We start from the raw sequence: 25,368 nt of genomic DNA, 5'->3' as shown, positions 1-25,368 counted from the left end.
CTGTCGTTTGGTATTATGCCCAGGTGGCTTCGACCTCAGGGATCGACATCTCCGGAACGGTCCGAGAGCGCGCCGCCCGCGAACTTCGCGACCGCATTCTGACCGGGGTCCTGCCGGCCGGTTCGCGGGTCGACCTCGACGCCATCACCGAGGAATTCGCGACCAGCCGCACGCCGGTGCGCGAGGCGCTGCTGGAGCTGTCGTTCGAGGGCCTGGTCCAAGTCGCCCCCCGCAGCGGCGTGACGGTGCTCGGCATCAGCCCGGGCGACGTCCTGGACAGCTTCACCATTCTCGGCGTGCTGACCGGGCAGGCCGCGGCCTGGGCCGCCGAGCGGATTGAGCCCGCGGAACTCGACACCCTACGAGAACTCGCGGCCGACGTCGTCGCGCGATCCGGGGACGACACCATCGGAGAAGCCAACTGGCATTTCCATCAGATGATCCATCGCGCCGCGCACTCCCCTCGCCTGCTGAACCAGATCAAACAGGTCGCCCGCGTGGTGCCGAGCAACTTCCTGGCCCTGTTTCCCGAGCACGAAAAGCATTCGCTCGACGAACATCAACAGCTGCTCGACGCGCTGGGCGACAAGGACGCCGAACGGGCCCGTGCGATCGCCGAGCGACACGTCCTAGATGCCGGCCGTTCGCTGGCCGACTGGCTCGAACAACGCCGCGACGCCTAGGCCGCCAGCGCGGGCAGGACCTTGTCGGTGAGCAATTGCACCGACTTCCACGCTTCGTCGACCGGCATGCCACCGACCAGGGGGTGCATGACGAGCGGCCCGTAGTTCTCGGCCTCGCGCACCTCCGCGATCAGCTGATCTGGAGTCAGGAAGCGGTACCGCCCCGATGCCCTGACCTCGTCCAGGGTCTGCACACCCGGAAGGTGCATTAGCGAGCGTTGATCGGTGGACCATCCGCCGTAAGTGACTGCCTCCCACAGGATGTGGTCGCCCAGTTCCGCCCACGCCCGCTCGGGGTCCTCGTGCAGGTAGATCATTCCGCGGTTGATCGGTCCCGGCATGAGAATGAACGGCGCCATGCCCGCCTCGGCGCACAGCTCGCGGTAGTAGGCGGCGATCTCGGGCAGGTGATCGGCCAGGCTGAGCGGCAGCCGGAACCGGGCGGCGCGGCGCGCCGTGGCACGCGCGCCACCGCCGACGTACAGCGGTGGATGCGGCCGGGTCCACGTGCCAATGTCGGACCACACCGCCAGCATCCGCTCGAGCAGGCCGTCCATCAGCGCGCCACGTCGCGTGAAATCGGCTCCCAGCGCGTCGTATTCGACCGTGCGGTATCCCAGGCCCACCGTGGTGTGCAGCCGGCCGCGGCTCATGTTGTCGACGAGCGCGATGTCTTCGGCAAGGCGGACGGGGTTCCACAGCGGGCCCAACGCGCAATCGACGCTGGCGATCAGCGTCGAGGTCCGGGCCAAGAACATCGCCGCGGCCATGATCGGGTTGCAGCTCCACCCGTGCCCGGTCGCGTGATGCTCGTCGACACTGATCGACGTGATGCCGTGCGACTCACCCCACTGCGCCAGTTCGAGCGCGGCGGACAGCTGTTCGCCCTGCACGCGCGGATCCCCCTGCGGCGAGGCGAAGTTGAAGCGCAGCACCGTCAGCAGCATGCTATGAGTTCCTCGCAATCTGGTTGCGCAGCCACGCGCTTTCCCAGAAGTTCGTGCTGCTTGCGAGAAGTTTTTCATGCGCCTGCCGGAGCACATCGCGAGCCCCCGAATGCTCGGCGGGCACGAGCTGGGCGAGGTGGATGGCGTGCAGCGCCCGATCGGCGGCCAGGTGCGCCCGGGCGCGATCCAGGAGCGCATCGGCGCCGGCCAACTCGACCACGTCGGCCGCGACGGCGTCAAATCCGACCGGGTACAGCTCGGTGGTCGACTCGTGGTGGAACCAGCCCGAGTAGTTCTCCCAGACGGCCCGCACGTCCCAGGCGACCTTCCCATAGCCCTGGCCCACTTCGTATTCCGCGGGCAACGTGATCTCGCGCATCAGGGTGCGGACATCCTTTCCGGCATTCATTCCGGCGACCGTCTGATCGTGGATGTACTGGATGGCGTTGCGCAGCCGGGCCAGCTCGGCGTTGATGCGCTCGGCCCCCGCGACGGGCGCGAAGTGACCCGTCACGAGCAGCTCGGGGCGCAGGTCGCGGACCCGTTCCACCGAGGCAATGGCCGTCAACGCGTCCCGGTAGCGGTCGCCCCGCATGGTGACGAGGTTGGGGATGTGCCCGAACAGGGGGCCGAAGGTGTTTCCGCACAGGCAGATTCGTTCGTCGGGGAGCCAGACCACCAGCGAGTCGGTGGTCTCCCCACCGGGCACCGAGATCAGTTCCATCCGTCGGCCGCCGAGCTCCAGCGTCAGCGTGTCCTCGAAGTCGAGGTCCACGGCGGGCACGCTCTGGCCCGCCAGTTGCGCGGTCCCCAGGCGCCGTTGGATGGCTTGGATGCCGTCGGCCAGCGTGTCTTTGAACGCGAACGCGCTGCGGCTGGCGCGGTAGGGGATCAGTCGTTCGTTGTCGTCTCGCCACGTCGTCCAGTTCGCTTGCGCGACAACGGTCGTGTCGGGGTCGCGCACGCTGTCCAGGCCGCCGACATGGTCGACGTGGCCCTGGGTGAAGATGATGTAGCGCACCGGCGAGGAGTCCACGGCGTCGAAGTTGGCGCGATGCACCGGCCCCTCGAAACCCATGCCGGTGTTGACGATCACCCGCCCCTGCGCGGTGGTGAGCAGGTACGAGTTGGACAGCCCGGGCGAGCACCACAATCCCGGGGCGATCTCATCCGCCTTCTCCGCGGACGCCGGGCGCATCGCGTCGGCGCCGGGCCTGCCGCGATAGACGGGTTCGGTCATCGCTGCTGACTCCTTATTCGGGTCGGACGTCGAACTTGTCGAAATAGAAGCCGAACCGGCCGCGGAGTTCGTCGGCGGAGACGCCGAAGTGCCGTTGCAGTTCGTAATGGATGCGGCCGTGCTTGCCTCGTGGATTGCCGTCCAGGTAGCGCTGGAAGCCGTCGCGCACCTGCTGCGGCAATTCGACACCGCCGCAGTGATACAGCCGCTCGAGCACCGGCATCTCGTTGCCGCCCAGCTGGTGAAAGTTGACGTCGATGCTGCGTTCGGTGTCCACCAGGTCGCGGTCGCGCACGCATGCGCTCAGCAGACGATGCACGCGATCGCTCCAATACTCCAGCAGCCACTGCGGATCAATGCTGTTGCGGCGCAGCCGATCCGAGTAGGCCATCATCGTGATCGCCGATTGGATCACCGCCACGGGGTCGCGGTGCGTAAAAGCCACCGTCGCGTCGGGGAACGTCGCCATCAACGGGCCGAGCTGCTCGCAGTGCTGCGGACTCTTGAGGACCCAGGTTCGCGGACCTCGCAGAAAGGTGAGCGCCTGCAACACCTTGCGCATGTAGGCGTAGTGGCGGGTTTGGTCGAGGCTCAGGTAGTAGTCGCGCCAATCCGGCACCCGCGCATGCCATTCCAGGACATAGGAGGACAGATCGAGGTCGAGGAGTTCCACCTCCTCCTCGATCGCCTCGGGGAAGCGGTCATGCATGGCGGCCACCACGGGCGCGCTGGCCATCAGCGCTTCGTGTTCTGCTTTGGCTCGCGCGTAACGGGGGTCCACGCCGAACACGTCGGGCCCCTGCCCACGAGCGGGGATGGGATCCTGGCTCTCCCAGTACGGCAGCGCGCGCCTGCGCGGGTCGGCGGCAATGAGATTCACCAGGTGCGTGGTGCCCGACCGCGGCATCCCGACCACGATGAAAGGCCTCTCGATCGGGATGGATTCGATCTCGGGGTACCGCGTGATCAGCTCGGTGAGCGACAACCGGTTACGCAGCAGGCGGACGATCCGCTGCCGCAGCGAATCGCGGGTGAGCTGGCGCAGACCCTCGTCGGCTTCGATCGCGGCGACGTGCGCGCGCAGCCGATCGGCGAAGCCGTCGGTGTCGTCGAGGTCGGCGGCAGCGGCTTTTAGCCCGGTTTGTTCGATGGCCTCCGCGAGCATCCGGTCGATGTCGAAGTCGACGCGCTTGGCCTCGGTGAACTGCAGGATCTGACGCTGGACGTCGGTCAGCCGGGGCGCGGTCAGGTCGTCGAAGTCGATGTCGTCCACCGCAGAACCCACCGCAACCCCTCTTCGACGCGTCAGGTGAGAAAGATGACACCGAGGCTAGACGCGGCGGGATTCCGTGGTTCACCCACCTTCCCGACCAGCGGTCACCCAGCTACAGGTTGGCCAGATCGTCGGGAACGTCGATCTTGTGCGCCAGCAGCGCCTCCAGGGGCACCACCTCGAGGGTGTTCTCGTGCGTGGATGCCAGCACCACCGGCGCCGCGCACCCGTCGTGGTGAGCCCGCAGCCAGTTCAGCGCGGTCACACACCATCGGTCGCCGGGCAGCAGGCCGGGGAACCGATACTCGGGAACCGGGGTCAACAGATCATTGCCGATGGAACGCTGGTGCTCCAGGAACTCGGCGGTCATCACCGCGCAAATCGTGTGCCGTCCAAGGTCCTGAGGCCCGGTTGAGCAACAGCCGTCGCGGTAGAAACCGGTCAGTGGGTCTGTGCCGCACGGTTCCAGCGGACCGCCCAGCACATTTCGATCAGGCACCCGTCCAGTATTGCTCTCGCGGGGGTGAAGTTTGAAGTGATTTGCCGACTGCGCCCAAGGATTTTCGGCGCCGGTGCGTCGGAGGCCGATGTGGACGGCCGGAGATCGGGCGTGTTAACTCGAATCGATGTCGACGCCGCCCAACCCACCCGGAAATCCCGCTGATGAGCCACCGTGGGGATGGCAGCCACCCGGTTACGGATCACAACCGACTCCGCACAACCCGCCTCATCCACCGCCTCCGCCACCGCCGGGATATCCGTCCCCGCAGGCTTACCCCGGTTACCCGGGCTATCCGGGATATGGCGGATACGTCGACCCGCAGGCGCCGTTCGGCCGCGATCCGGTTACCGGACTGCCCCTGTCGGACAAGGCCGCCACCACCGCCGGCTTACTTCAGCTCTTTCTCGGCTTGTTCGGCGTCGGCCGCTTTTACCTCGACTCGACTCAGATCGCGGTGGCCCAGCTGTGCCTGGGGCTGTTCGGAATTGTCTTCAGCCTGTTCTGTTTTCTGGGATTTCCGGTCCTGCTCGGCGGCATCATTTGGGCGATCGTCGACGCGATTTTGATCTTCACCGGCAGCGTCAAAGACAACCACGGCCGCAAGCTGCGCTAGACCCTCAATCAGGGTCACGCCGGTTTTGGTTGTCCGACAACGGGTTTGACACAGAGCCGGGCACATTTTAAACCGCCCGGCGTTTATGACGGCCCGGGCACGCCGGAGTCGATGGTTACGGATTGGTCACGATGACCGGTGGGTTCCGACTTTCGGCGGGGCCGCAGACGGCGGCCCGGGAGCAATTGTTATCTGAAGCTCTCGCGACGCGCTGAGCAAATCCCCGGGAAATCGCCCCGGAAACTTATCGTCACATCGTGGAACGACGAACGGCCCTGAAACTCCCTCTGCTGCTGGCGGCTAGCGCCGCAGTTACCCGGGTACCCCGGGCCTCCGCGGAGGAAGCGGGCCGGTGGTCTCCCGATCGCGCCAGCCGGTGGTATCAAGCTCAGGGCTGGCTCGTCGGAGCAAACTATATTCCCGCCAGCGCCATCAACCAGTTCGAGATGTTTCAGGCCGACACCTTCGACCCACGACGTATCGACACCGAGCTCGGCTGGGCTCAGTTCTATGGGCACAACACCGCGCGAGTGTTCCTCCACGATCAGCTGTGGGCCGCCGATCAGCGCGGGTTCCAAACGCGGCTAGGGCAATTCGTCGACATCGCGGCCCGTCATCGCATCAAGCCTCTCTTCGTCTTCTTCGACTCCTGCTGGGACCCGCAACCCCGAGCGGGCCGGCAACGCGCGCCGCGCCCCGGTGTGCACAACTCGGGCTGGGTGCAGAGCCCGGGCGCCGAGCGCCTTGGAGACCCCCGCTACGTCCCGGTCATGCGCGACTACGTCACCGCGGTGATGACCCAATTCCGTAATGACAACCGGGTTTTGGGGTGGGACCTCTGGAACGAACCCGACAACCCGGCGCGGCAGTACCGCAACACCGAAAGAAGCGACAAGGACCAACTGGTCGCCGACCTGCTCCCCCAGGTGTTTCGGTGGGCACGCGCCGTGGATCCGAGTCAGCCGCTCACGAGCGGCGTGTGGCGCGGAGACTGGGGACAACCCCAGGGCCGCAGCGCAATCAGCGACATCCAGCTCGCCAACTCCGACGTGGTCACCTTCCATTCCTACGCTGAGCCGGCCGGGTTCGAGTCGCGCATCAACGAGCTGACGCCGATGGGCCGGCCGATCCTGTGCACGGAATACATGGCCCGGCCCCGGGGCAGCACTGTGCAGAGCATCCTGCCCGTCGCCAAGCGCCACAACGTCGGCGCGATCAACTGGGGCCTGGTCGCCGGAAAGACCCAGACCTACTTCCCCTGGGAAACCTGGGATCACCCGGCCACCACGATTCCGAAGGTGTGGTTCCACGACCTGATCCGCCCTGAGGGACGTCCGTTCCAAGACATCGAGGTTCTGACCGTTCGGAAGCTGGCCGGCAGCCAGGCCTGACAGGTAGTGGCGGCCCCACCGGCCTGCCTTGGCATTGACCATTTGACGGTCGCCGTCGCGCTGCCAGTAGTAGCGTTTATGCCAGCTCAGAAGGGGGCGGCGATGATCGTCGGTGTTGGCCATCTGCCCACGACGCCATGACGCTGGCGAACCTGGTCGAAGCGGAACTGATCGCGTCGGCCGGCGGCGATCCGTGGGCGATCAACCAGAGCTTGCAGGCCGGTAACCCGTTTCAGATCTCGCAGTTGGCGGAGGCCTTTCATGGTGCGGGTCGACACACCGCCGAAGCCGAGCACGCATTCGAGCAAGCGCGAAAACGATTCGCCGCCGCCTGGAACCATCAGGATGGTGGCCACCCCATCAACGACTCTGAAGAAGTGCAGCGGGTGACGAAAGCCCTCGGGGCGCAGTCCGAACAGTTGCCGAAGATCGGTGCTGAATTGGAAAAGATCGCCGCCGCGTTAGCCGACGCGCAGAAACAAGGAGCTCGAGAGATCGCCCTTCTGGACAGTGAGCTCCGAGGCCTCGACAGCCTCATGACCGCGATCAAGAAGGAATTGGCGTCCGATCTGCCCGAGTCGGAACGCCAGAAGCTGTTGAGACTGTACGACGACGCGCACGCCGATGCCGTGGACGACGTCCGCGATGCCGTCAAACAAATGACGTCAATTCGCAACGGGTACTCCGACACTCTCCGTAGAGCCATGGGTGCCCTGCATACCGACGGTTACGACCCACCGAAAGCTGTAGACGACACTATGGAGCAGCCGTTACGGGGAATGGTGAGGAATCTGGGCCCGATCGCCGGCACCGGCAGTAATCCCGGCATCCCAGGGATCGGGGCAGCGGACTTAGGAGAAGTGGTCGAGATCCCTGGGCAGCCCGGGAAGTACCTTGCGATCTTCGGGGACGCATTCTCAGGCAATAAGGTTGGCGAGGGCTTGCACTATCGATCCGTAGCCGTTCCAGTGACCTTCGACGCCGACGGACGTCCGCATTTCGGGGCACCGTTGACCGGAGCAAAAGACAGCGGTCACGAGCTGTTCCCCATCCCGAGCGAAGCACCGCCAGAAGTCACAGACACGTTGCCCGCCGGGACGATCACGCTGGGCGACAAAACCTACATGATGGTCACGGGCACCAAGGACGGCTTGACGCCAGTGTCGTCGTGGCTGGTCGAAGTAAATGGCGATCCCGGTAAGGGGTGGACAAGCGTGCCGGGGTCATACCGGACCGTGGCAGAAGCACCCACTCAAATCAGCGGGTACAAAGGCCAAGACGGCAAGGTCTACATCGCTGCCGATTCGTTCGACCGCAGCCAAGGAGTCACCATGTACCGAGCAGATCCCAATGACGTCACCAACCGCGCTCAATAGCAACCATGGAATGGCACCGGCTGGGGAAAGGCCGGCGATATCGCCGCCGTACCGGTGACCGACCCAGGGGTACGCTTTGGTGAACTTAGTTTCCGTGAGGTCGGTGGACAGCCTGTCTTATCGGGATTCGAGGCAACTGCCGGCCCCGGAGCTGTGCAACTCTACGTGGGCAACAGCGCCGACAATCCGACCGAAATATTCAGCAACGTTCCAACTACGTTGGCGCACAATGATAATAACCACACTCCTGTGTCCGTCTTGCAACCGTACGGCGGATACATTTTGCCGAACTCAACGCTGAATAATATGAACGTTCTGGTGAGCCAATGGGACACTAAATTGAACACCCCGTACAACGTCCAACAGGTTCAGGTCAGTCCCGCGGGGCCATAACCGTTGGATACAGGAGGCAGAATCCACATGTCACCTTGGGTCAAGCCGCGAACGGTCTTCCAAACCTTCGCCGCCTTTGCGGTGGCCGTCGGTGAACTCAGCGCTTGCACCGCTCACGCCGATGCTCCATCATTTCCCGACCTCAGCGGCTATACACCGGTTAGCGCCGCCGACTACACGGTCACCTACCCGAATTCGGGTCGACCGAGCCCTTTGCAGGTGGTCGCATTCGTTACTCCCGACGGTGTGACTTGTGCATTCGGAAACCCGCCATCCGCCGGCTGCACTGGCAACAATTTGCCCGGAATGCCACCAGCTGCGCCGTCGGCGAGTGGAGCGCCGCGATTGAACTCGATTAGCACTGGATCGGGGTCGCGACCGACCGGTACGCCTCTCGACACGAATGGCCAGCCGCTGAAAACCCTTCCGCCGTTCCATTCCATCACGGTTGATGGGGTGATCTGCGGGGTCGATAACTCAGGCACGACCGCATGCAAAGACCCCCAGGGCCGTGGCTTCGTCCTGTCGCCACATGGTTCTGGTTGGCTGCCTCACGTGTGACTGTCAATCAGGCGGTAGGCGACCGCTTCAGCGTCCGACCATGATTCGGAGGAGGTTTCGAATGCCTACCGTCGCACGCCTGACTACTCGATCGTTTGCCTTAATCTTCGCCTTGGTGTCCGTGTCCTGTACGTCGCCGTCGCAACACGCCGTCGCACAGCCGCCCGGCTTCCCTAAGCTCGACGAGTTCACCCCCGGTATCAATCGATAACTACATCGAAATTCCGCCGAAAGGATTGCGGTACGCCTACTTTTCGACCCCTTACAACATCCAATGTTGGTTTGAGGCCGGCGAGCCCGTACCGGTTTGGCAATCGCAAGACATCAATTGCCTAGGGGACATGCCGGACGCGAATCCCTGCATGGTCGGCAAAGCAACGGGCGTACGATCAGCACCCACATATGCGATCAGCATGACAGGTAACAAATGTGGTGTGCCGTATACCCACGGGACATTGTTAAACATCGGACAGAAGGTGAACTTCCGCGACGCGACGTGCGTAGTGGGTCCTGACCGCCTCGTCGCCTGCCTGGACACCAGCAGCGGCGAGCACGGATTTGTGCTCAAACCCTCTGGCAGCGTGGCTTTTTAGGGCACAACTAAACCGGTTTGCCCACGGCGGCGATCCGAAACCGCTTGACCCAAAAGGGTTTACGAAGCCGCGAAGTCACCGACGACGGTCATTTTGTTTCCGTCCCGTGCGGTGGCGAAGCCGCCTGCGTTGAATGCGCAGTTCAGGATGATCGCCCGGTGCGGGGGACTTTGCATCCACATGTCCAGGGCCTCACGGGGATTCGCGGCGGATCCGCTGCCCCAGAAGACGATTTCACCCGTGGAGCGGCTCCGATAGCCCGCCTGCGCGATCCGCGCCTGTGGCGACGAGCCGTCCGAGCCGATGTGTCCGCTGACCCCGTTGCGCAGCATGTCGTCGGCATGCCGCTGGGCGGCTTCTGTCAAACGCGGGTCGTCGCTGATCGGCCCGCATCCCTGGCGAAGCTGGTTGACGCCGTTGTAGACCGCGGTCCCCGAATCGTCGGCGTGCGCAACGAAGCCGTCTGCACCGGAAACGGTGATGAAGGCAGTGCAGATCGAGAAGATTGCGAAGAACGCAACTTTCCTCGTCATGTTTGCCTCGTACCGCATACTGGCTTTATCTGTTTTAGATTACGAAATGTTACCCAGTCGCGACCATCGCCGGTCGCGAATAACAGATCCGTTCGGCGGCCGCCGACGGCGAGGCTAAGCCAAAGGCCCTGCTAGTGGCCGGTGTTGTGGGCCAGATCGATGGCGTACTGATTCACGAAGTGGCCCGCCGGTGGATCACCCTTGCCGCACGTCCCGTCGGATTCGCCGGGACGTTTGATCCACAGGTAGGCGTCGGCGTGCGCACCCGCGGTGGAGGCGGTCGGCGGGGTGCCCAACGCGCGGCCGCTGGGATTGCACCAGTTGAGCTCGGAATCGGGTGCCGGTCCGGCACCGTTGCGTGACGTATCGATCACGTAGTGCGAACCATTGGTGAGTCCGGAAATCGCTTCGCCGTAACCGATTTCGTCCTCGGTGGTGAAGAAGTTCGCGGTGTTGATGCTGAAGCCCCGCGCGTGGCCGACGTCGGCTTGGTTCAGTCTGGCGGCCATGTCCTCGGCACTGTGCCAGCGCAGGTGACCCGCGTCGACGTATACGGCGGCGTTCGGATCCTTTGTCAGGGTGTCGACGGCGTAGTGAATCAGGTCGAACCGTTCCTGGCGCTGATCACCCGACAGGCAGTCGGCCATGGCGAGCGCATCGGGTTCGACCACGATCGCCACCCGCGAGGCGCCCACACCGCCAGCGATGCCATCGATCCAGCTTCGGTAGTCGGCGCCCGACCCCATGCCGCCCGCGGCGAAGCTGCCACAGTCGCGATGGGGGATTCCGTAAATCGCCAGGACCGGGATGGCGCCGGCGGCGGCCGCGTCGCCGACGTACTTGCCGACCGTTGCCGCGGAGCCGCCCGGGACGATCCAGTACGCCTGCGGCGTATTGGCAATCGCGGTCAGCTCGGCGCTCGGCGGATCGGCGCTCTGCGCGGCGCGCATGGCCGCCGACGTGGGGTTGACGTAGAACGGCGCGCCGTCCAGCGGGTTGCCGTCGGAGACCAAACGCACCGCCGGGCCGGGACGGACCTGCACCGGATCGGCAAAAAGTCCGATGCCGGCCACGACTGCCAAGGAGGCCGTAATCGTCAGGAGAGGGGTGATCCACCGCGCGACTGCACCAGCAGCTGAGAACGTCACCTCAGGAAAATTAGCGGGTCGAACCATCGAGCGCCAACGAGGGTGGCGACCGATCGGCGCGCACACGATCGGTGCATCGTGAGAGCACGATCTACCTGCGACGGGGCGCCGGTAGTTTTGGCGGTGGCGGAGGGATTTGAACCCTCGGACGGTTTTAGCCGTCACACGCTTTCGAGGCGTGCTCCTTAGGCCGCTCGGACACGCCACCGCCGAGCAGCTTACCGAACGGGACGCCGCTCACCCCAATCGCTGGCGGGCGAAGAAGGCCTCCAGCGGCGCCGCGCACTCCGGTGCCAGCACACCGCCGCGCACTTCCGGCCGGTGATTGAGCCGCCGGTCGCGGACCACGTCCCACAGCGATCCGACCGCTCCCGTCTTGGGTTCCCAGGCGCCGAACACCAGCCGGCCGATGCGCGACAGCACCAGCGCACCCGCGCACATGGTGCACGGTTCGACGGTGACGGCCAGCGTGGCGCCCTCGAGCCGCCACCCGTCGCCGAGCACCTCGGCGGCCGCCCGCAGCGCGAGGATCTCGGCGTGGGCCGTCGGGTCGCCCAGGGCCTCGCGGGCATTCACGGCGCGGGCCAGCTCGGTTCCGTCGGCGCTGACCACGACCGCGCCGATGGGCACATCGCGGGGACCCGCCGTCGCGGCAACCGACAGTGCGGAGCGGATCAGCTCTTCGTCAGTCACCGACCGAGGCGGTCGATCACCGCCGACAGCTGATCGGCGAAGCCCATCTCGCGGGCGATGCGACCCAACTGCTCGTCGGCGTACAGGTCGGTCTCGTCGAGGATGACCCCCAGGACCGCCTCGGGCAGCCCGATGTCGGACAGCAGCCCCAGGTCGCCCTCTTCGAAGGGATCGGAATCCTCGAGGTCGTCGGGATCGATATCGGCGTCGAGCTTGTCGAGCACTTCCGCGGCGATGTCGTAGTCCAGCGCCGCGGTGGCATCCGAGAGCAACAGCCGCGTCCCCGACGGTGCGGGCCGCACGATCACGAAGAATTCGTCGTCCACGTCGAGCAGGCCGAAGACCGCCCCGGCGCTGCGCAACTCACGCAGCTCCGTCTCGGCCGCCGACAGGCTCGTCAGCGACTTGCGGGCCATCGGAGCACAGCGCCACTGTCCCTCTTCGCGCACGACCGCGACGCCGAAGCCGTCCGGCACATCTGCGGACAGGCCCTGGGCAGAGGCCCGTTGTTGTGCTCCCATGGCCGCTTACGGTAGTCCCTGACCAGGCCCCTGACCAGATGGAGCCTGGTAGCCGCGACATCTGACAGCAACCTTTCCGGGCGGATGTGCCAACCTTGGAATGTGGCAAGCCCTACTTCTAAGACACCGGTGTGTGTGCTCGGGCTGGGGCTGATCGGTGGCTCGATCATGCGCGCCGCCACGGCAGCGGGCCGTGAAGTCTTCGGCTACAACCGCTCCGTGGAGGGCGCGCAGGCCGCGACCGCCGACGGCTTCGACGCCACCACGGACCTGAGCGCGACGCTGACCCGCGCCGCCGGCTCCGACGCGCTGATCGTGCTGGCCGTGCCGATGCCGGCCATGGCGGGCATGCTCGCCCACATCAAGGACACGGCCCCGTCGTGCCCGTTGACCGACGTCACCAGCGTCAAAAAGGCGGTGCTCGACGAGGTCGCCGCGGCAGGTCTACAGGAACGCTTCGTCGGGGGCCACCCGATGGCGGGCACCGCGCATTCGGGTTGGGCCGCCGGCTACGCCGGGTTGTTCACCGAGGCACCGTGGGTGGTGAGCGTCGACGATCACGTCGACCCGACGGTCTGGTCGATGGTGATGACGTTGGCGCTGGACTGCGGCGCGGTGGTGGTGCCGGCCCGCTCCGACGAACACGACGCCGCCGCGGCCGCCATCTCGCACCTGCCCCACCTGCTCGCCGAGGCGCTGGCGGTCGTCGCCGGCGACGTCCCGTTGGCGTTCGCGTTGGCCGCCGGGTCATTCCGCGACGGGACCCGGGTGGCGGCCAGCGCCCCGGATCTGGTGCGGGCGATGTGCGAGGGCAACGCCGACCAACTGGTGCCCACGGCCGACCGCGCCATCGAACTGCTGAGTCGCGCCCGCGAATCCCTGGCCCGCCACCACTCGGTCGGCGAGCTCATCGAAGCGGGCCACGCCGCTCGAACGCGTTACGACAACTTCCCGCGCAGCGACGTCTTCCACGTCGTCGTCGGCGCGGAGAACTGGCGTCAGGAATTGGCCGCCGCGGGCCGCGCGGGCGGGGTGATCAGATCCGCTCTGCCAAGCCTGGATAGTCGACGATGAATCCTTCTTCGTCGACGCTCACCATGGTGTCGGCAATCGGGGTGCGCACCTTGATCTCGCCGCGACTGTCCGTGCTGCTGTAGCTCACCGTGTCCGCGATGATGGACATCTCCGGCATGTTCACGTACACCACGGGCAGCGTGACCGACGCCGCCTGCTCGTGTAGGCCGAGCCGCCGGATCGGCAGCGCGTTGAAGAACGGGCTGAACTCCACGTCGACGTCCAGGGCGCCGTTGTAGGCCGCGCGGTGCTCGCCCTGATGGTCGGTGACCAACCACATGTTCTCTTCGTCGCGGGCAAAGGAGAAGACGCGCTCACGCTCGGCCAGGGTGACGGTCATCCCGAGCCGCTTGGTGGCGCCGGTTTCGTCGGTCTGCAGGTCGTAGTAGGCGCCGAACGCCGGGTTGGCCTCGGTGGCGGCCGCAACGATGCGGCCGTTCGCCTTGATTCTCTTGCCGGACACCTGGAGTCGTACCGATTCCATCCGGGAGACGTCCTGTGCGCGCCAGGTGAGCATCGCCTGCCATACGCGGCGAGACGGTTCGGAGGGGGCTGCGTTCACTCATCTACCGTAAGACGTCCCCGCGAACCGCTGCGGAAGTGTTCGGTAAGAGCGTCGCAGCCGGCCGGTGCCCGGCACCGAAGCCCACACCAGTAACGCCAGCAGTCCGTCGAGCACCAGCGCCAATGCGGCCACCATCAGCGCCCCGACCAGGGCAAGGTGAAACTCGCGTTCCTTGATCCCGTCGATCAGGTAGCGCCCCAGCCCGCCGAGGCTGGCGTACGCGGCCACCGTCGCGGTGGCGACCACCTGCAGCGTCGCGTTGCGCAATCCGCCCAGCAGCAACGGCAGCGCATTGGGCACCTCGACGCGCAGCAGCACCTGGGCCTCCGTCATGCCCATCGCCCGGGCGGCGTCGACGACCGTGGGGTCGACGTTGGCGATCCCCGCATACGTGCCGGCCAACAACGCGGGCACACCCAACAGCATCAGGGCCACCAGCGACGGTCCCAGGCCCAGGCCGAACAGCAGCGTCCCGAACAGCAGGACGCCCAGCGTCGGCAGGGAGCGCAGCCCGTTGACGGCGCCCACCACCAACAGGGTGCCGCGGCCGGTGTGCCCGATGACAAGCCCGACGGGAACGGCGATCAGCGCCGAGGCGCCCACCGCGATGGCGGTGTATTCGAGATGCTCGAGGATGCGGGCCGCGAGCCCGACCGGTCCGGTCCAGTTGTCGACGGTCAACACGTAGGAGATCGCCCGGTCGACGAAGTTCATCGCGCGCCACCCACGACGGGCGCGGCGACCGAGCGGCGGCCGGTGGCACGTACGGCACGGACCCACGGCGTGGCCAGCCGGCCGGCAAACACGATGAGCACATCGATGACGACGGCCAGCGCGAACAACGCGATGATGCCGGCCAGGATCTGATCGCTCTTGCCGGTTTGATAACCCTGGGTGAACCAGCTGCCCAGCCCGCCGATGCCGATGACCGAGCCGACCGAGACCATCGCGATGTTGGTCACCACGACGACCCGCATCCCGGCGATGAGCACCGGAACCGCAAGTGGCAGATCGACTTTCACGATCCGCGTGATCGGTGGGTAGCCGACCGCGGTGGCGGCGGCGCGTGTCTGGGCGGGGACCGCGTCCAGCGCCTCGAGCACCGCCCGCACCAGCAGCGCGGCGGTGTAGGCCGTCAATGCGACGATCACGTTCGCCTCATCGAGGATGCGCGTGCCGATGATCGTCGGCAACACCACGAACAGCGCCAGCGACGGGATGGTGAACACGACGCTGGCGACCGCCGTCGTCAGCCCGCGGGCAATGCGCGTGCGCTGCACTGCCAGTCCCAACGGCAGCGCGATCGCCAACCCGATCGCCACCGGTACCAACGACAGCCGCAGGTGCACGATCGTCAGCCACCAGGCGTCGTCGAGATGGGTGAGCAGATAATGCATTATCGGCTCCCCCGTTGGGATTCCACCGCGGCGAGCACGTCGGCGGCCAGGACCCCGCCGATCACCTTGCCGCCGTCGTCGACGGCGATGCCGACACCCGACGGCGACGACAGCGCGGCGTCGAGCGCCTGGCTGAGATTGCCCCGTGGCCGAAACAGCGATCCCGCCCCGCTCATGCACTCCGACAACGGAGTGCCGTCGCGGTGCCGACGCGCGCCGTCCGCATCGATCCAGCCCAGCGGCGCCCCGCCGTCGTCGACCACCACCGCCCAGCCGTCGGAAAGCCCTGCGCCGGACAGCGTTTCCGTCGTGATCCGCGAAACATCGTGCAGCGGCAGCCCGGCCGCGTCGAGGCGTTGCAACCAACGGTAGCCTCGCCCCAGACCGATGAACCTCGACACGAAGTCGTTGGCCGGTCGCGACAGCAGCCGAGCCGGCTCGTCGTACTGCTGTAACGCTCCATCCTTGAACACCGCCACCCGTTCGCCGAGCCGCAGCGCCTCGTCGATGTCGTGCGTGACGAACACGATCGTCTTGTGCAATTCGGCTTGCAGCCGCAGTATTTCGTTCTGCAGCTCGTGACGGACCACCGGGTCCACGGCGGAGAACGGCTCGTCCATCAGCAAGATCGGGGGATCGGCGGCCAGGGCACGCGCCACGCCGACCCGTTGCTGTTCACCGCCGGAGAGCTGCGCGGGGTAGCGGCGGGCGAGCTTGACGTCCAGCCCGACGCGCTCGAGCACCTCGTAGGCGGCTTTGCGGGCGGCGCGGCGGGACTGCCCCCGCAGCACCGGAACCGTTGCCACATTGTCGATCACCCGCTGGTGGGGCATCAGCCCCGCGTGCTGGATGACGTAGCCGATTCCGAGTCGCAGTTTCACCGGGTCTCGGGTGGCGACGTCGACGCCGTCGATCGCGATGGTGCCCGACGTCGGTTCGATCATCCGGTTGATCATGCGCAGGGCCGTGGTCTTGCCGCTGCCGGAGGACCCGACGAACACGGTCAGCTTCCCACTGGACACGGCCAGGTTGAGGCGGTCCACCGCAGTGGTTCCGTCGTCGAAGACCTTGCTGACCCCTTCGAAGGTGATCACGTCATCCTCCGATCGGGTGGTTGAAGCCGTTGTCCCGTATCCAGTTTCGGGCCGCCTCGTCGGGATCGATACCCGAGTTTCCCGACACCGCGGCGTTGAGCCCGGCAACGCCGGAGGTGGTCAGCTTCGCCGACACCGCGTCCAGCACGTCCCTGAGCAAGTCGGACTTCTTTTGCGAATTGACCAGCGGCACAATGTTTCCCGCCAGGAAATTGGCCTCCGGGTCTTCGAGCGCCACGAGGCGGTCCTGCGGTATCGCCGGTGACGTGGTGAATACGTTGGCGGCGTTCACCCTTCCGTCGACCAGGGCGCGCACGGTGACCGCGCCGCCGCCATCGTCGATGGCGACGAAGTTACCCGGCCTGATGTCGAGCCCGTACTTTTGCCGCAGCCCCGGCAGCCCGGCCGGCCTGGTCGCGAACGCCGACGGCGCCCCGAATCTCACCTCGGCCGAATGTGCGGCCAAGTCGGCGATAGTCTTCAGGTTCCACGCGTTCGCCGTCTGAGTGGTCACGCTGACGGTGTCCGTGTCCGTCGCGGGTGCGGGCGTCAAAATCGACAGGTCGCCCGGGAGGCGCCGGTAGAGCTCCAGCTTGACGGCATCGAGCGTGGTCGCCTCCGAGTGCGGCGCGAAATAGAGCAGCAAGTTACCGATGTATTCGGGCACCAGATCAATGGAATGGTCCTTGAGCGCGGGGATATACGTCTCCCGGCTGCCGATCCCCATGCGCCTTCCGATGTCAAACCCGTTGGCCTGCAAGGCTTGTGCATAGATCTCGGCGATGATCTGCGATTCCGGAAAGTCCCCGGAGCCGACGACGATGGACGTGGGGCTCTGGACCTGCGCACCCAGTGGGTCGGAATTGCTGCATCCGGCGACAACGCACATCGTCGTCACCAGCACCGCCGCGCGCACGATCACCCCGTGCAGGCGCGGCACTAGCGTCATACCGCCGACCCTAACGCCCGAACCGGGCAGACGCTGGCCTGCGAGGATCGGTTGTCCGATTCGGTTTCATTCTGGGCCGAAGCGGGCAAAGATGACACTATGAGCAGCCACACCCCTGCGTCGCCCGGACAGCCGTCCCCCAAGCCCACCCACGGGGACAAGACCGGCGCATCCACCAAGGAACCCGCTATCGGGTTCACTCGCGCCGGTGCGCTGTGGTCGTCGCTGTTCGCCGGCTTCGTGATCCTGATTCTGTTGCTGATCTTCATCACCCAGAACACGTTGCCCACGGACTTTCGGTTCTTGGGCTGGCACTGGACCCTGCCCCTGGGTGTGGCGATCTTGCTGGCCGCTGTCGTCGGCGGGCTGATCACGGTGGCGGTCGGAACCGCACGGATCTTGCAGCTGCGCCGCGCGGCGAAAAAGCACCACGCGCCCAACGCGCGCTAGCCGGGCAGCTTGGCCAGTTCGGCCAGACCGCGGGAGATCAGCGGCGCCACCACCTCGGGGGTGTGCTCGGCGGCGTCGCCCATGCCACGAGCCTGATCCGACATCCGGCGGCGGAAGTCGATGCCCGCGGCGATGATCGCGAGTTTGAAATACGCCAGCGCCATGTAGAACTCCCAGTGCGTCAGCGGTAATCCGGCCACCAGCGAATAGCGGTCGGCCAGCTCGTCGGCCGTCGGCAGCAGCGGTGACGTCCACGCGGCCTGCGCGTTAACGATCAGGTCCAGCGCAGGATCGCGGTACACGCACATCAGCGCCGCGTCCGACAGCGGATCGCCCAGGGTCGAAAGTTCCCAGTCCACCACGGCCCGAACCTTTGTCGGGTCCTCGGCGTCCAGGATGGTGTTGTCGATCCGGTAGTCGCCGTGCACGATCGACGTGCGACTCTGCTGCGGAATCGCCTCGCCCAGACCGGAATGCAGCCGCTCCACATCCGCGTCGCGACGGTCCTCGGGCAACCGCACGAGCGCCCACTGCGAGCCCCACCGCCGCACCTGACGCTCCAGATACCCGCTGGGCTTACCGAAGTCGGCCAGCCCGACGGCGTCGGGATCGACATTGTGGAGGTCGACGAGCACCCGAATCAGCGAGTCGACGCAGCCGCCGATGACGGTGTGGCTGAACGATTCGAGTTGGGCGCGGCGGCGCACCACCTGGCCGGCGACGAATTCGACGATCTGGAAAGGGGCGCCGAGCACCGAATCGTCTTCGCACAGGCCGATCGTGCGCGCCACGGGAACCGGTGTGTCCTGCAGCGCGGCAACCACCCGGTACTCGCGGGCCATGTCGTGCGCCGAGGGCGTCAATCCGTGCAGTGGCGGCCGCCGCACCAGCCAACTGGTGGCGTCGTCGTACACGCGGAACGTCAGGTTGGAGCGACCACCGGAAATGAACTCCGCACGCAACTCGCCGTCGCGCCCGATCCCGAGTGAACGCAGGTAGGAGTCCAGCGAGGCCAGGTCCAGCCCCTCGAGTTGGTCAGCTGAAGTCACCGAACTTGTCTACCATCGCCGGCCGCGACCCGGTTCACCACCTGCGATTTGCCCGCGTCCCGATCAGGCCGTCCCACGGCCCTCGTCGTCGTCGAGCAGCCGCTGGTTTCGCGGCAACAGATCCCAGACGTGCTCGGTGGTGTTGACCGAGGCCACCGTCGCCTGCCCGGACCGGGAGAACAACAGCCGCGTGACCGACGCGTAGTCGACGGGAAAGGACAGCAGTCGCGCCGTCCCGAGGATCTCGTGCAGCAGCACGTTGATCACCCCGCCGTGGCTGAACACGGCGACGGTGTCCTCGGGGTCGGCGCTCGCGACGAGGCCGTCGACAGCGGCGCGCACCCGCGCACGAAACGCGTCCTCGTCGACCGCGCTGGGCAAATGCCCCTGGGCCAAGCGCGCCCACTCCTCGGGCATCTCCGCGCGGATCTGCTCGACGGGGATGTACACCGGAAGGTCGCGGTCGTACTCGGCGAAGCGGTCGTCGATCTCGACGGGCAGCCCCCGGTCCGCCGCGACCGGTTCGGCGGTCTGGATGGCGCGGCGCTGCGGGCTGCTCACCACCCGCGCGATGGGAAACCTGGCGAGCGCCTTGGGTAGTCGCTCGATCTGGGCCAACCCTTCCTCCGACAGGTCCGGATCGGAACCTTGGCCGTGTTCGGTGCGCAGCGGCAGCGCGTGCCGGACCAGAAGCACTTGCATATTTCTTCCTGTCTTTAAGTGGGGCCGGTCCGAAGTCTCTCATCGCTTCGTGCGCGTCGTTCAGGGCGTGCACAATCGCACTGGCGGCTCTGGTAGCCGTGCGTAGCCCGATGCCGAGGAGGATTCTCGATGACGCAGCCGGAGAGGGATTGGGACGCCGCCTACCGGCAAGCGGCGCCGCCGCCGTGGAGCATCGGCCGACCTCAGCCGGAGCTGGCGCGCCTCATCGATCAGGGCAAGGTGCGCAGCGAGGTGCTCGACTCCGGCTGCGGCCATGCCGCGCTCGCGCTGGCACTCGCGGCGCGCGGCTACACCGTCGTCGGCCTCGACGCGAGCGCGACCGCGGTCCAGGCGGCGGCCGCCGCGGCCGCCGAGCGAGGTCTGAGCACCGCGAGCTTCGCGCAGGCCGACGTCACCACGTTTCGCGGCTATGACGGCCGCTTCTCCACCATCCTGGATAGCGGACTGTTCCACGCGCTGCCGCCGGAACGGCGCCAGGATTACGTGCAGTCCATCTTTCGGGCCGCGGCGCCCGGGGCCGCGTTGTACATCCTGGCCTTCGCCGCCGGGGCGCTGGACCAGGCTCACCCGGACCGGCCGGGCCCGCCGGGCTTCACCGAAACCGAGTTGCACGACGCCATTTCGACGCTGTGGCAGGTCGATGACGTTCGCGTGGCCAAGGTCTACGGCAACGACGAGTCTTCGGACAACTCGCTGGCGCATCTCGAACACGACGACGAAGGCCACTTCATGGCGCCCGGGTTCCTGCTGAGCGCCCACAAGCCGGGCTGAGCCTTCAAACCCTTGCCACTACCGGGGAGAATGCTATTCTCCGTATGGAGATTGGGGTGTGCAGGATGGCTGAGCACGTGACTGAACCGGGGCTGGATGCGGACGTCCTCGCCCGTTGGCTGGACGTGCACGACGCGCCGGGGGGCGGTGAACGGCCGCAGCTGACGCAGTTGAAGGGCGGCTCGCAGAACACCCTTTACCTGATGGAGCGCGGCGGGCAGCGGATGGTGCTGCGGATGCCCGGCGCCCGGGCCGACGCCGCACGCATCGACGGCCTGCTGCGCGAGATCCGGCTGGTGCGGGCCTTGTCCGGTACCGACGTGCCGCACGCGGCGCTGATCGCCGCCGACGACACCGGCACCGTGCTCGGCATGCCGTTCTACGTCATGCAAGCGATCGACGGGTGGAGCCCGATGGACGGCGGCTGGCCCGCGCCGTTCGACACCGATCTCGCCGCCCGGCGCGGCCTGGCGTTCCAACTGGTCGAGGGCGCCGCCAGGCTGGGCCGGGTCGACTGGCGCGCCCAAGGACTCGAGGGCTTCGGCCGCCCCGACGGCTTCCACGAGCGGCAGGTCGATCGCTGGCTGGCGTTTCTCGACGCCTACCAGGTGCGCGAGCTGCCGGGCCTCGACGAGGCCTCGGACTGGTTGCGCCGCAACCGCCCGGCGCATTACCGGGCGGGCATCATGCACGGCGACTATCAGTTCGCCAACGTGATGTTCGCCCACGGGGAGCCGGCGCGCTTGGCCGCGATCGTGGACTGGGAGATGACGACCGTCGGCGACCCGCTGCTCGATCTGGCGTGGTGCCTGCTGGGTTATGACGGTGAAAAGCCGCGCGAGGACGGGTTTTATCTCGACATGCGCGGCATGCCCTCGCGCAGTGAACTGTTGGAGCACTACGAAACCGTGAGCGGGTTGTCGACCGAGAACATCGACTACTACCTGGTGCTGGCCAACTGGAAGCTCGGCATCGTGCTAGAGAAGACGTACGCAGCCGGCGTGCGCACCGGACCCCAACAAGGAGGGGTCGACCCGAAGATCACCGAGGCCTTCGGGCCGATGATCCTTGCGCTCATCGCCACGGCGGCCGACCTCGCACGATCGCTGACGACGACCTAGGGACTACTGAAATGGGTTATGCCGAACAGCTTTTCGATCTGACCGACCGGGTCGTCCTGATCACCGGCGGCAGCCGCGGGCTGGGACGTGAGATGGCGTTCGGAGCGGCCCGCTGCGGCGCGGACGTGGTGATCGCCAGCCGCAACATGGACAACTGCGTCTCGACCGCCGAGGCGATTGAGGCCGAGACCGGCCGTTCCGCCATGGCGTATCAGGTGCACGTGGGCCGCTGGGATCAACTCGACGGCCTCGTCGACGCGACGTACGAGCGGTTCGGCAAGGTCGACACGCTGATCAACAACGCGGGCATGTCGCCGCTCTACGACAAGCTCACCGACGTGACCGAGAAGCTGTTCGACGCCGTGGTCAACCTGAATCTCAAGGGCCCCTTCCGCTTGTCGGCGTTGGTGGGTGAGCGCATGGTGGCGGCGGGGCGGGGGTCGATCATCAACGTGAGCACGGCCGGATCGCTGCGCCCGACGCCGGACATCATCCCCTACGCCGCGTCCAAGGCCGGGCTCAATGCCATGACCGAAGCGTTGGCGAAGGGTTTCGGTCCGGCGGTGCGCGTCAACACGCTGATGGCCGGGCCGTTTCTCACCGACGTGAGCAAGGCGTGGAATCTCGACCAGGCGCCCGAGAAGCCCTTCCGGCATCTCGCCTTGGAGCGCGCCGGCGACCCGCGTGAAATCGTCGGTGCCGCGCTGTTTCTCGCCTCCGACGCCTCGAGCTTTACCACCGGATCGATATTGCGCGCCGACGGCGGCATTCCTTAACACGTGGCGATCACAAGCGCGGCGAGGCCGGGCGCAGTGGGTCGCCACCAATGACCGAGTAGGAGCATTCGATGTCTTGGGACTTTTCTACCGAGCCGGAGTTCGAGGAGAAGCTGGAGTGGATCCGCGGCTTCGTCCGTGACGAAGTGGAACCGCTGGAGGTGCTATTCGGAGGCTGCGAATTCCTCCCGCTGAACGACGAGCGGCGAAAAATCGTCGACCCGCTCAAACAGCAGGTGCGCGACAAGGGTTTGTGGGCGCCGCATCTGGGCCCCGAGCTCGGCGGGCAGGGCTTCGGCGCGGTCAAGCTGACGCTGATCAACGAGATCCTGGGCCGCAGCCCGTGGGCGCCGATCGTGTTCGGAACGCAAGCGCCCGACACCGGCAACGCCGAGATCATCGCTCGCTTCGGCACCCAGGAGCAAAAGGACCGCTACCTGGCGGGGCTGCTCTCCGGGGAGATCTTTTCCTGCTTCTCGATGACCGAACCTCAAGGCGGCGCCGACCCGCGGGTGTTCACCACCCGCGCGGTCCGCGATGGAGACGACTGGGTGATCACCGGCCGAAAGTACTTCTCCTCCAACGCCTCTGTCGCCTCCTTCTTCATCGTCGTCGCGATCACCGATCCCGACGTACCGGTCCATACCGGCGCCTCGACGTTCCTGATCCCGGCCGGGACCGACGGGCTGGTCCTGGAAGCCAACCACCACCTGGTCGGCGCGGATCCGCACGAGCCCGGGCATTCCCTGGTGCACTACAACGACGTGCGTGTGCCCGCCGACGCCCTGCTGGGCGAACCAGGCCAGGGCTTTTTGATACTGCAGACCCGGCTGGCCGGGGGGAGACTGCATCACGCGATGCGGTCCATCGGGATGGCGCAGCGTGCCGTCGAGATCATGTCGCGGCGCGCGAAAAGCCGCTTCACCCAAGGCAGTCTGCTGGCTGACAAGCAACTGGTGCAGGAGTTCGTCGCCGATTCCTACACCGAGCTGATCCCGTTCCGGCTGACCGTGTTGCACGCCGCCTGGCTGATCGACCAGGGCGACGAGCGCGCCGCCCGCGCGGAGATCGCCGCCTGCAAGATTCTGGCCTCCCAGGTACTCAAATCGATTGCCCTGCGGGCCATCCAGGTGCACGGCGCGCTCGGGCTCACCGACCAGCTGCCGCTGGTCAACGTGTTGCTGGGCGGCATCGCGCTGGGCCTGGCGGACGGGCCGACCGAGGCGCACAAGGTCAACCTGGCGCGGATGCTGCTCAAGGGGTATGAGGCCGAAGAAGGTGACTGGCCCAGCGAGATGCTCGACGTGCGGCGTGCGGCCGCCCGCGCCAAATACGGTGACCTCGTTGACCTCTAACCGGGTGACCGCGGCGGTAGAGCGGGCGCTGGATGACCGTCAGCGGGAAGCCACCGAGGAGGTGGAGCGCATCCTGGCCGCGGCGGTGCGCGTGATGGAACGCGTGGCGCCCGAGCCGCCCCGGGTGAGCGACATCGTCGCCGAGGCGGGTTCGTCGAACAAGGCGTTCTACCGCTACTTCGCCGGCAAAGACGATCTCATCCTGGCCGTCATGGAACGCGGGGTGGCCATCGTCGTGTCCTACCTCGAACACCAGATGGCCAAGGAGTCCAGGCCGCACGACAAGGTTGCGCGATGGATCGAGGGAACGCTCGCACAGGTGGCCGACCCGCATCTGATCAGCATGACCCGCGCGGCGGCCGGGCAGATGTCGGCCGGCACGAGTTGGCGCGCGGCCGACCAGGAGATGATGCGCCCGCTTCGCGAGCTGCTCGTCGAACCCGTTGCGGCGCTGGGTAGTAGCGACGTCGAACGCGACGTCGAGGCGGTGTTCAGCTGCACGGCGGCGACCCTGCGCCGCTATGTGGGCTCGGGCGACGAGCCGGGGCCCGACGACATCGCACACGTGGTGCGGTTCTGTTTACGTGGACTGGGGGCCAATTGATGCGCGCGGTGATCTGTCGTTCCTACGGCACACCTGAGGACCTGGTGATCGACGAGGTCGCCGACCCCGTTCCGGGGCCCGGCCAGCTGCTGGTGCGGGTGCGCGCGGCCGCGGTCAACTTCCCCGACGTGCTGTTCATCGCCGGCAAGTACCAGGTGAAGATCCCACCGCCGTTCATCCCCGGCAATGAGATCGCCGGCGAAGTCATCGCCGCCGGAGAGGGTGCGCCGTTCCGTCCGGGACAGCGCGTATCCGGAACCACCTTCGGAGCCTTCGCCGAGCAGGCGCTGCTCGACGCGAGCCAGGCTGAGCCCGTGCCCGACGACGCCGACTTCGCGTCCGCCGCGGCCTTCGGTGTCACCTACCGCACCGCCTATCACGCCCTGCGCTCGACCGCCGCTGTCACGCAGGAAGATTGGGTCGTCGTGCTCGGTGCCGCGGGCGGCGTGGGCGTGGCCGCCGTCGATCTGGCGGTGGCGATGAAGGCACGGGTGCTGGCCGCGGCGTCGAGTCCGGAAAAGCTGGAGCTGTGCCGGCAACGCGGCGCCGAGGCGACCGTCGACTACGACCGGGAGGACCTGAAGTCGCGGATCCGCGAACTCACCGGCGACAGCGCCCGAGTCGTCCTGGACCCGGTCGGCGGACCGTATTCGGAACCGGCGCTGCGCGGCCTCGCGCGTGGCGGCACCTTTGTCACACTGGGGTATGCGGCGGGCACGATCCCGGCCATTCCGCTCAATCTCATTCTGCTCAAAGACATCTGCGTGCGGGGCATGGAGATCCGCACCTTCCTGAGCGATTACCCCGACGATGCCGTCCGCGACATGGCGGAGTTATCGCGGATGTTCGCCGCCGGTACGGTCCGGCCGTACATCGGCGCGCGATTCCCCCTGTCCGAGACCGCCGCCGCGTTGCGGCATGTCGCCGACCGAAAGGTGCTGGGCAAGGTCGTGATCGACGTCGGGTGATGCGC

The 25,368-nt window shown here is 66.6% G+C and carries 27 protein-coding genes, 1 tRNA gene and 1 pseudogene; 13 read left to right on the top strand and 16 right to left on the bottom strand.

Annotation, left to right across the window (positions count from 1 at the left end; translation table 11 throughout):
- The first annotated feature begins 23 nt into the window (after nt 1–23).
- Complete coding sequence (locus AC0KS4_RS26405) at nt 24–683, top strand: GntR family transcriptional regulator (protein ID WP_238955589.1); 660 nt, start codon at nt 24–26, stop codon at nt 681–683.
- Here the strand turns inward: AC0KS4_RS26405 and AC0KS4_RS26400 are convergent.
- From AC0KS4_RS26400 to AC0KS4_RS26385, 4 genes are all read right to left on the bottom strand, one after another.
- A complete protein-coding gene (locus AC0KS4_RS26400) occupies nt 680–1,630 on the bottom strand; it encodes an LLM class flavin-dependent oxidoreductase (RefSeq protein WP_225326076.1) in 951 nt (316 codons plus the stop codon). The two genes, AC0KS4_RS26405 and AC0KS4_RS26400, sit on opposite strands and share 4 nt — an antisense overlap.
- A gap of 1 nt (nt 1,631) precedes the next feature.
- Nucleotides 1,632–2,870 (bottom strand): MBL fold metallo-hydrolase, encoded by a 1,239-nt coding sequence (locus AC0KS4_RS26395; RefSeq protein ID WP_225326075.1) that lies wholly within the window; start codon nt 2,868–2,870, stop codon nt 1,632–1,634.
- Between the two features lie 13 nt (nt 2,871–2,883).
- Nucleotides 2,884–4,155 (bottom strand): sulfotransferase family protein, encoded by a 1,272-nt coding sequence (locus tag AC0KS4_RS26390; RefSeq protein WP_225326074.1) that lies wholly within the window; start codon nt 4,153–4,155, stop codon nt 2,884–2,886.
- 100 nt (nt 4,156–4,255) lie between these two features.
- Entirely contained in the window at nt 4,256–4,642 is a 387-nt protein-coding gene (locus AC0KS4_RS26385; protein WP_238955588.1) for a DUF2237 family protein, read from the bottom strand.
- A gap of 127 nt (nt 4,643–4,769) precedes the next feature.
- Between AC0KS4_RS26385 and AC0KS4_RS26380 the strand changes: the two genes are divergently transcribed.
- The 4 genes and pseudogenes from AC0KS4_RS26380 (at nt 4,770) to AC0KS4_RS26365 (ending at nt 8,979) form a co-directional block, all read left to right on the top strand.
- Nucleotides 4,770–5,258: an NINE protein gene (locus AC0KS4_RS26380; protein WP_238955587.1), complete on the top strand. Its 489-nt coding sequence runs from the start codon at nt 4,770–4,772 to the stop codon at nt 5,256–5,258.
- 257 nt (nt 5,259–5,515) lie between these two features.
- Nucleotides 5,516–6,649: a cellulase family glycosylhydrolase gene (locus AC0KS4_RS26375; protein WP_238955586.1), complete on the top strand. Its 1,134-nt coding sequence runs from the start codon at nt 5,516–5,518 to the stop codon at nt 6,647–6,649.
- Between the two features lie 137 nt (nt 6,650–6,786).
- Nucleotides 6,787–8,418, top strand: a pseudogene (locus AC0KS4_RS26370) (putative alpha/beta hydrolase).
- 27 nt (nt 8,419–8,445) lie between these two features.
- On the top strand, nt 8,446–8,979 hold the full coding sequence (locus tag AC0KS4_RS26365) for a hypothetical protein (RefSeq protein WP_308193050.1): 534 nt from the start codon (nt 8,446–8,448) through the stop codon (nt 8,977–8,979).
- 652 nt (nt 8,980–9,631) lie between these two features.
- Here the strand turns inward: AC0KS4_RS26365 and AC0KS4_RS26360 are convergent.
- The 5 genes from AC0KS4_RS26360 to AC0KS4_RS26340 form a co-directional block, all read right to left on the bottom strand.
- Nucleotides 9,632–10,105, bottom strand: a complete 474-nt coding sequence (locus AC0KS4_RS26360) for a CAP domain-containing protein (protein ID WP_238957253.1) — start codon at nt 10,103–10,105, stop codon at nt 9,632–9,634.
- A gap of 131 nt (nt 10,106–10,236) precedes the next feature.
- Nucleotides 10,237–11,253, bottom strand: a complete 1,017-nt coding sequence (locus tag AC0KS4_RS26355; RefSeq protein ID WP_238955585.1) for a glycoside hydrolase family 6 protein — start codon at nt 11,251–11,253, stop codon at nt 10,237–10,239.
- Nucleotides 11,254–11,371: 118 nt separating this feature from the next.
- Nucleotides 11,372–11,461: transfer RNA gene (locus tag AC0KS4_RS26350), tRNA-Ser, on the bottom strand.
- Nucleotides 11,462–11,490: 29 nt separating this feature from the next.
- Complete coding sequence (locus tag AC0KS4_RS26345) at nt 11,491–11,946, bottom strand: nucleoside deaminase (RefSeq protein ID WP_225326066.1); 456 nt, start codon at nt 11,944–11,946, stop codon at nt 11,491–11,493.
- Nucleotides 11,943–12,467 carry a tRNA adenosine deaminase-associated protein gene (locus AC0KS4_RS26340; protein WP_225326065.1) on the bottom strand — a complete coding sequence of 175 codons (525 nt, stop codon included), beginning with the start codon at nt 12,465–12,467 and terminating at the stop codon, nt 11,943–11,945. The genes AC0KS4_RS26345 and AC0KS4_RS26340 overlap by 4 nt, the downstream gene beginning before the upstream one ends.
- A 129-nt stretch (nt 12,468–12,596) precedes the next feature.
- On the opposite strand from AC0KS4_RS26340, the gene AC0KS4_RS26335 reads away from it, so the two are divergent.
- The gene (locus tag AC0KS4_RS26335) at nt 12,597–13,541 is read left to right on the top strand and encodes a prephenate dehydrogenase (RefSeq protein WP_238957252.1); all 945 of its coding nucleotides are present in this window, start codon (nt 12,597–12,599) and stop codon (nt 13,539–13,541) included.
- Here AC0KS4_RS26335 and AC0KS4_RS26330 read toward each other — a convergent pair.
- From AC0KS4_RS26330 to AC0KS4_RS26310, 5 genes are read right to left on the bottom strand one after another with little or no spacing between them, the layout of a single operon-like run.
- Nucleotides 13,504–14,103: a putative glycolipid-binding domain-containing protein gene (locus AC0KS4_RS26330; RefSeq protein WP_238955584.1), complete on the bottom strand. Its 600-nt coding sequence runs from the start codon at nt 14,101–14,103 to the stop codon at nt 13,504–13,506. The two genes, AC0KS4_RS26335 and AC0KS4_RS26330, sit on opposite strands and share 38 nt — an antisense overlap.
- Complete coding sequence (locus tag AC0KS4_RS26325; protein ID WP_238955583.1) at nt 14,104–14,820, bottom strand: ABC transporter permease; 717 nt, start codon at nt 14,818–14,820, stop codon at nt 14,104–14,106.
- Nucleotides 14,817–15,503 carry an ABC transporter permease gene (locus AC0KS4_RS26320; RefSeq protein WP_238955582.1) on the bottom strand — a complete coding sequence of 229 codons (687 nt, stop codon included), beginning with the start codon at nt 15,501–15,503 and terminating at the stop codon, nt 14,817–14,819. The genes AC0KS4_RS26325 and AC0KS4_RS26320 overlap by 4 nt, the downstream gene beginning before the upstream one ends.
- A complete protein-coding gene (locus AC0KS4_RS26315) occupies nt 15,503–16,597 on the bottom strand; it encodes an ABC transporter ATP-binding protein (RefSeq protein WP_238955581.1) in 1,095 nt (364 codons plus the stop codon). Before AC0KS4_RS26315 ends, AC0KS4_RS26320 begins: the two co-directional genes overlap by 1 nt.
- Before the next feature lies 1 nt (nt 16,598).
- The gene (locus AC0KS4_RS26310; RefSeq protein ID WP_238955580.1) at nt 16,599–17,546 is read right to left on the bottom strand and encodes an ABC transporter substrate-binding protein; all 948 of its coding nucleotides are present in this window, start codon (nt 17,544–17,546) and stop codon (nt 16,599–16,601) included.
- A gap of 99 nt (nt 17,547–17,645) precedes the next feature.
- Here AC0KS4_RS26310 and AC0KS4_RS26305 point away from each other — a divergent pair, with 99 nt between their 5' ends.
- A complete protein-coding gene (locus tag AC0KS4_RS26305) occupies nt 17,646–17,996 on the top strand; it encodes a LapA family protein (RefSeq protein WP_225326058.1) in 351 nt (116 codons plus the stop codon).
- Here the strand turns inward: AC0KS4_RS26305 and AC0KS4_RS26300 are convergent.
- Both AC0KS4_RS26300 and AC0KS4_RS26295 read right to left on the bottom strand, forming a co-directional pair.
- The gene (locus tag AC0KS4_RS26300; protein WP_225326057.1) at nt 17,993–19,045 is read right to left on the bottom strand and encodes a phosphotransferase family protein; all 1,053 of its coding nucleotides are present in this window, start codon (nt 19,043–19,045) and stop codon (nt 17,993–17,995) included. The two genes, AC0KS4_RS26305 and AC0KS4_RS26300, sit on opposite strands and share 4 nt — an antisense overlap.
- A gap of 63 nt (nt 19,046–19,108) precedes the next feature.
- Complete coding sequence (locus tag AC0KS4_RS26295; RefSeq protein ID WP_238955579.1) at nt 19,109–19,747, bottom strand: histidine phosphatase family protein; 639 nt, start codon at nt 19,745–19,747, stop codon at nt 19,109–19,111.
- Between the two features lie 129 nt (nt 19,748–19,876).
- Here AC0KS4_RS26295 and AC0KS4_RS26290 point away from each other — a divergent pair, with 129 nt between their 5' ends.
- From AC0KS4_RS26290 to AC0KS4_RS26265, 6 genes are all read left to right on the top strand, one after another.
- On the top strand, nt 19,877–20,539 hold the full coding sequence (locus AC0KS4_RS26290; RefSeq protein ID WP_225326055.1) for a class I SAM-dependent methyltransferase: 663 nt from the start codon (nt 19,877–19,879) through the stop codon (nt 20,537–20,539).
- 65 nt (nt 20,540–20,604) lie between these two features.
- Nucleotides 20,605–21,660 carry a phosphotransferase family protein gene (locus AC0KS4_RS26285; RefSeq protein ID WP_238955578.1) on the top strand — a complete coding sequence of 352 codons (1,056 nt, stop codon included), beginning with the start codon at nt 20,605–20,607 and terminating at the stop codon, nt 21,658–21,660.
- Between the two features lie 11 nt (nt 21,661–21,671).
- On the top strand, nt 21,672–22,436 hold the full coding sequence (locus AC0KS4_RS26280; protein ID WP_238955577.1) for an SDR family NAD(P)-dependent oxidoreductase: 765 nt from the start codon (nt 21,672–21,674) through the stop codon (nt 22,434–22,436).
- A gap of 71 nt (nt 22,437–22,507) precedes the next feature.
- Nucleotides 22,508–23,791, top strand: a complete 1,284-nt coding sequence (locus tag AC0KS4_RS26275) for an acyl-CoA dehydrogenase family protein (protein ID WP_238955576.1) — start codon at nt 22,508–22,510, stop codon at nt 23,789–23,791.
- Nucleotides 23,772–24,395 (top strand): TetR/AcrR family transcriptional regulator, encoded by a 624-nt coding sequence (locus AC0KS4_RS26270; RefSeq protein WP_238955575.1) that lies wholly within the window; start codon nt 23,772–23,774, stop codon nt 24,393–24,395. The genes AC0KS4_RS26275 and AC0KS4_RS26270 overlap by 20 nt, the downstream gene beginning before the upstream one ends.
- Nucleotides 24,395–25,363, top strand: a complete 969-nt coding sequence (locus AC0KS4_RS26265) for an NADPH:quinone oxidoreductase family protein (protein WP_238955574.1) — start codon at nt 24,395–24,397, stop codon at nt 25,361–25,363. Before AC0KS4_RS26270 ends, AC0KS4_RS26265 begins: the two co-directional genes overlap by 1 nt.
- Nucleotides 25,364–25,368: the final 5 nt, after the last annotated feature.

Source organism: Mycobacterium sp. NTMscope_MAC_12 (assembly GCF_976985675.1).
Note: the sequence above shows the minus strand (reverse complement) of the source record. Positions and strands in the feature narration are given on the sequence as shown.

Coding starts and splice junctions, on each gene's coding strand:
- AC0KS4_RS26320 (WP_238955582.1), bottom strand. CDS start 15,503: ATGCATTATCTGCTCACCCATCTCGACGACGCCTGGTGGCTGACGATC.
- AC0KS4_RS26285 (WP_238955578.1), top strand. CDS start 20,605: ATGGCTGAGCACGTGACTGAACCGGGGCTGGATGCGGACGTCCTCGCC.
- AC0KS4_RS26295 (WP_238955579.1), bottom strand. CDS start 19,747: ATGCAAGTGCTTCTGGTCCGGCACGCGCTGCCGCTGCGCACCGAACAC.
- AC0KS4_RS26275 (WP_238955576.1), top strand. CDS start 22,508: ATGTCTTGGGACTTTTCTACCGAGCCGGAGTTCGAGGAGAAGCTGGAG.
- AC0KS4_RS26380 (WP_238955587.1), top strand. CDS start 4,770: ATGTCGACGCCGCCCAACCCACCCGGAAATCCCGCTGATGAGCCACCG.
- AC0KS4_RS26360 (WP_238957253.1), bottom strand. CDS start 10,105: ATGACGAGGAAAGTTGCGTTCTTCGCAATCTTCTCGATCTGCACTGCC.
- AC0KS4_RS26280 (WP_238955577.1), top strand. CDS start 21,672: ATGGGTTATGCCGAACAGCTTTTCGATCTGACCGACCGGGTCGTCCTG.
- AC0KS4_RS26400 (WP_225326076.1), bottom strand. CDS start 1,630: ATGCTGCTGACGGTGCTGCGCTTCAACTTCGCCTCGCCGCAGGGGGAT.
- AC0KS4_RS26305 (WP_225326058.1), top strand. CDS start 17,646: ATGAGCAGCCACACCCCTGCGTCGCCCGGACAGCCGTCCCCCAAGCCC.
- AC0KS4_RS26265 (WP_238955574.1), top strand. CDS start 24,395: ATGCGCGCGGTGATCTGTCGTTCCTACGGCACACCTGAGGACCTGGTG.
- AC0KS4_RS26310 (WP_238955580.1), bottom strand. CDS start 17,546: ATGACGCTAGTGCCGCGCCTGCACGGGGTGATCGTGCGCGCGGCGGTG.
- AC0KS4_RS26340 (WP_225326065.1), bottom strand. CDS start 12,467: ATGGGAGCACAACAACGGGCCTCTGCCCAGGGCCTGTCCGCAGATGTG.
- AC0KS4_RS26290 (WP_225326055.1), top strand. CDS start 19,877: ATGACGCAGCCGGAGAGGGATTGGGACGCCGCCTACCGGCAAGCGGCG.
- AC0KS4_RS26395 (WP_225326075.1), bottom strand. CDS start 2,870: ATGACCGAACCCGTCTATCGCGGCAGGCCCGGCGCCGACGCGATGCGC.
- AC0KS4_RS26365 (WP_308193050.1), top strand. CDS start 8,446: ATGTCACCTTGGGTCAAGCCGCGAACGGTCTTCCAAACCTTCGCCGCC.
- AC0KS4_RS26325 (WP_238955583.1), bottom strand. CDS start 14,820: ATGAACTTCGTCGACCGGGCGATCTCCTACGTGTTGACCGTCGACAAC.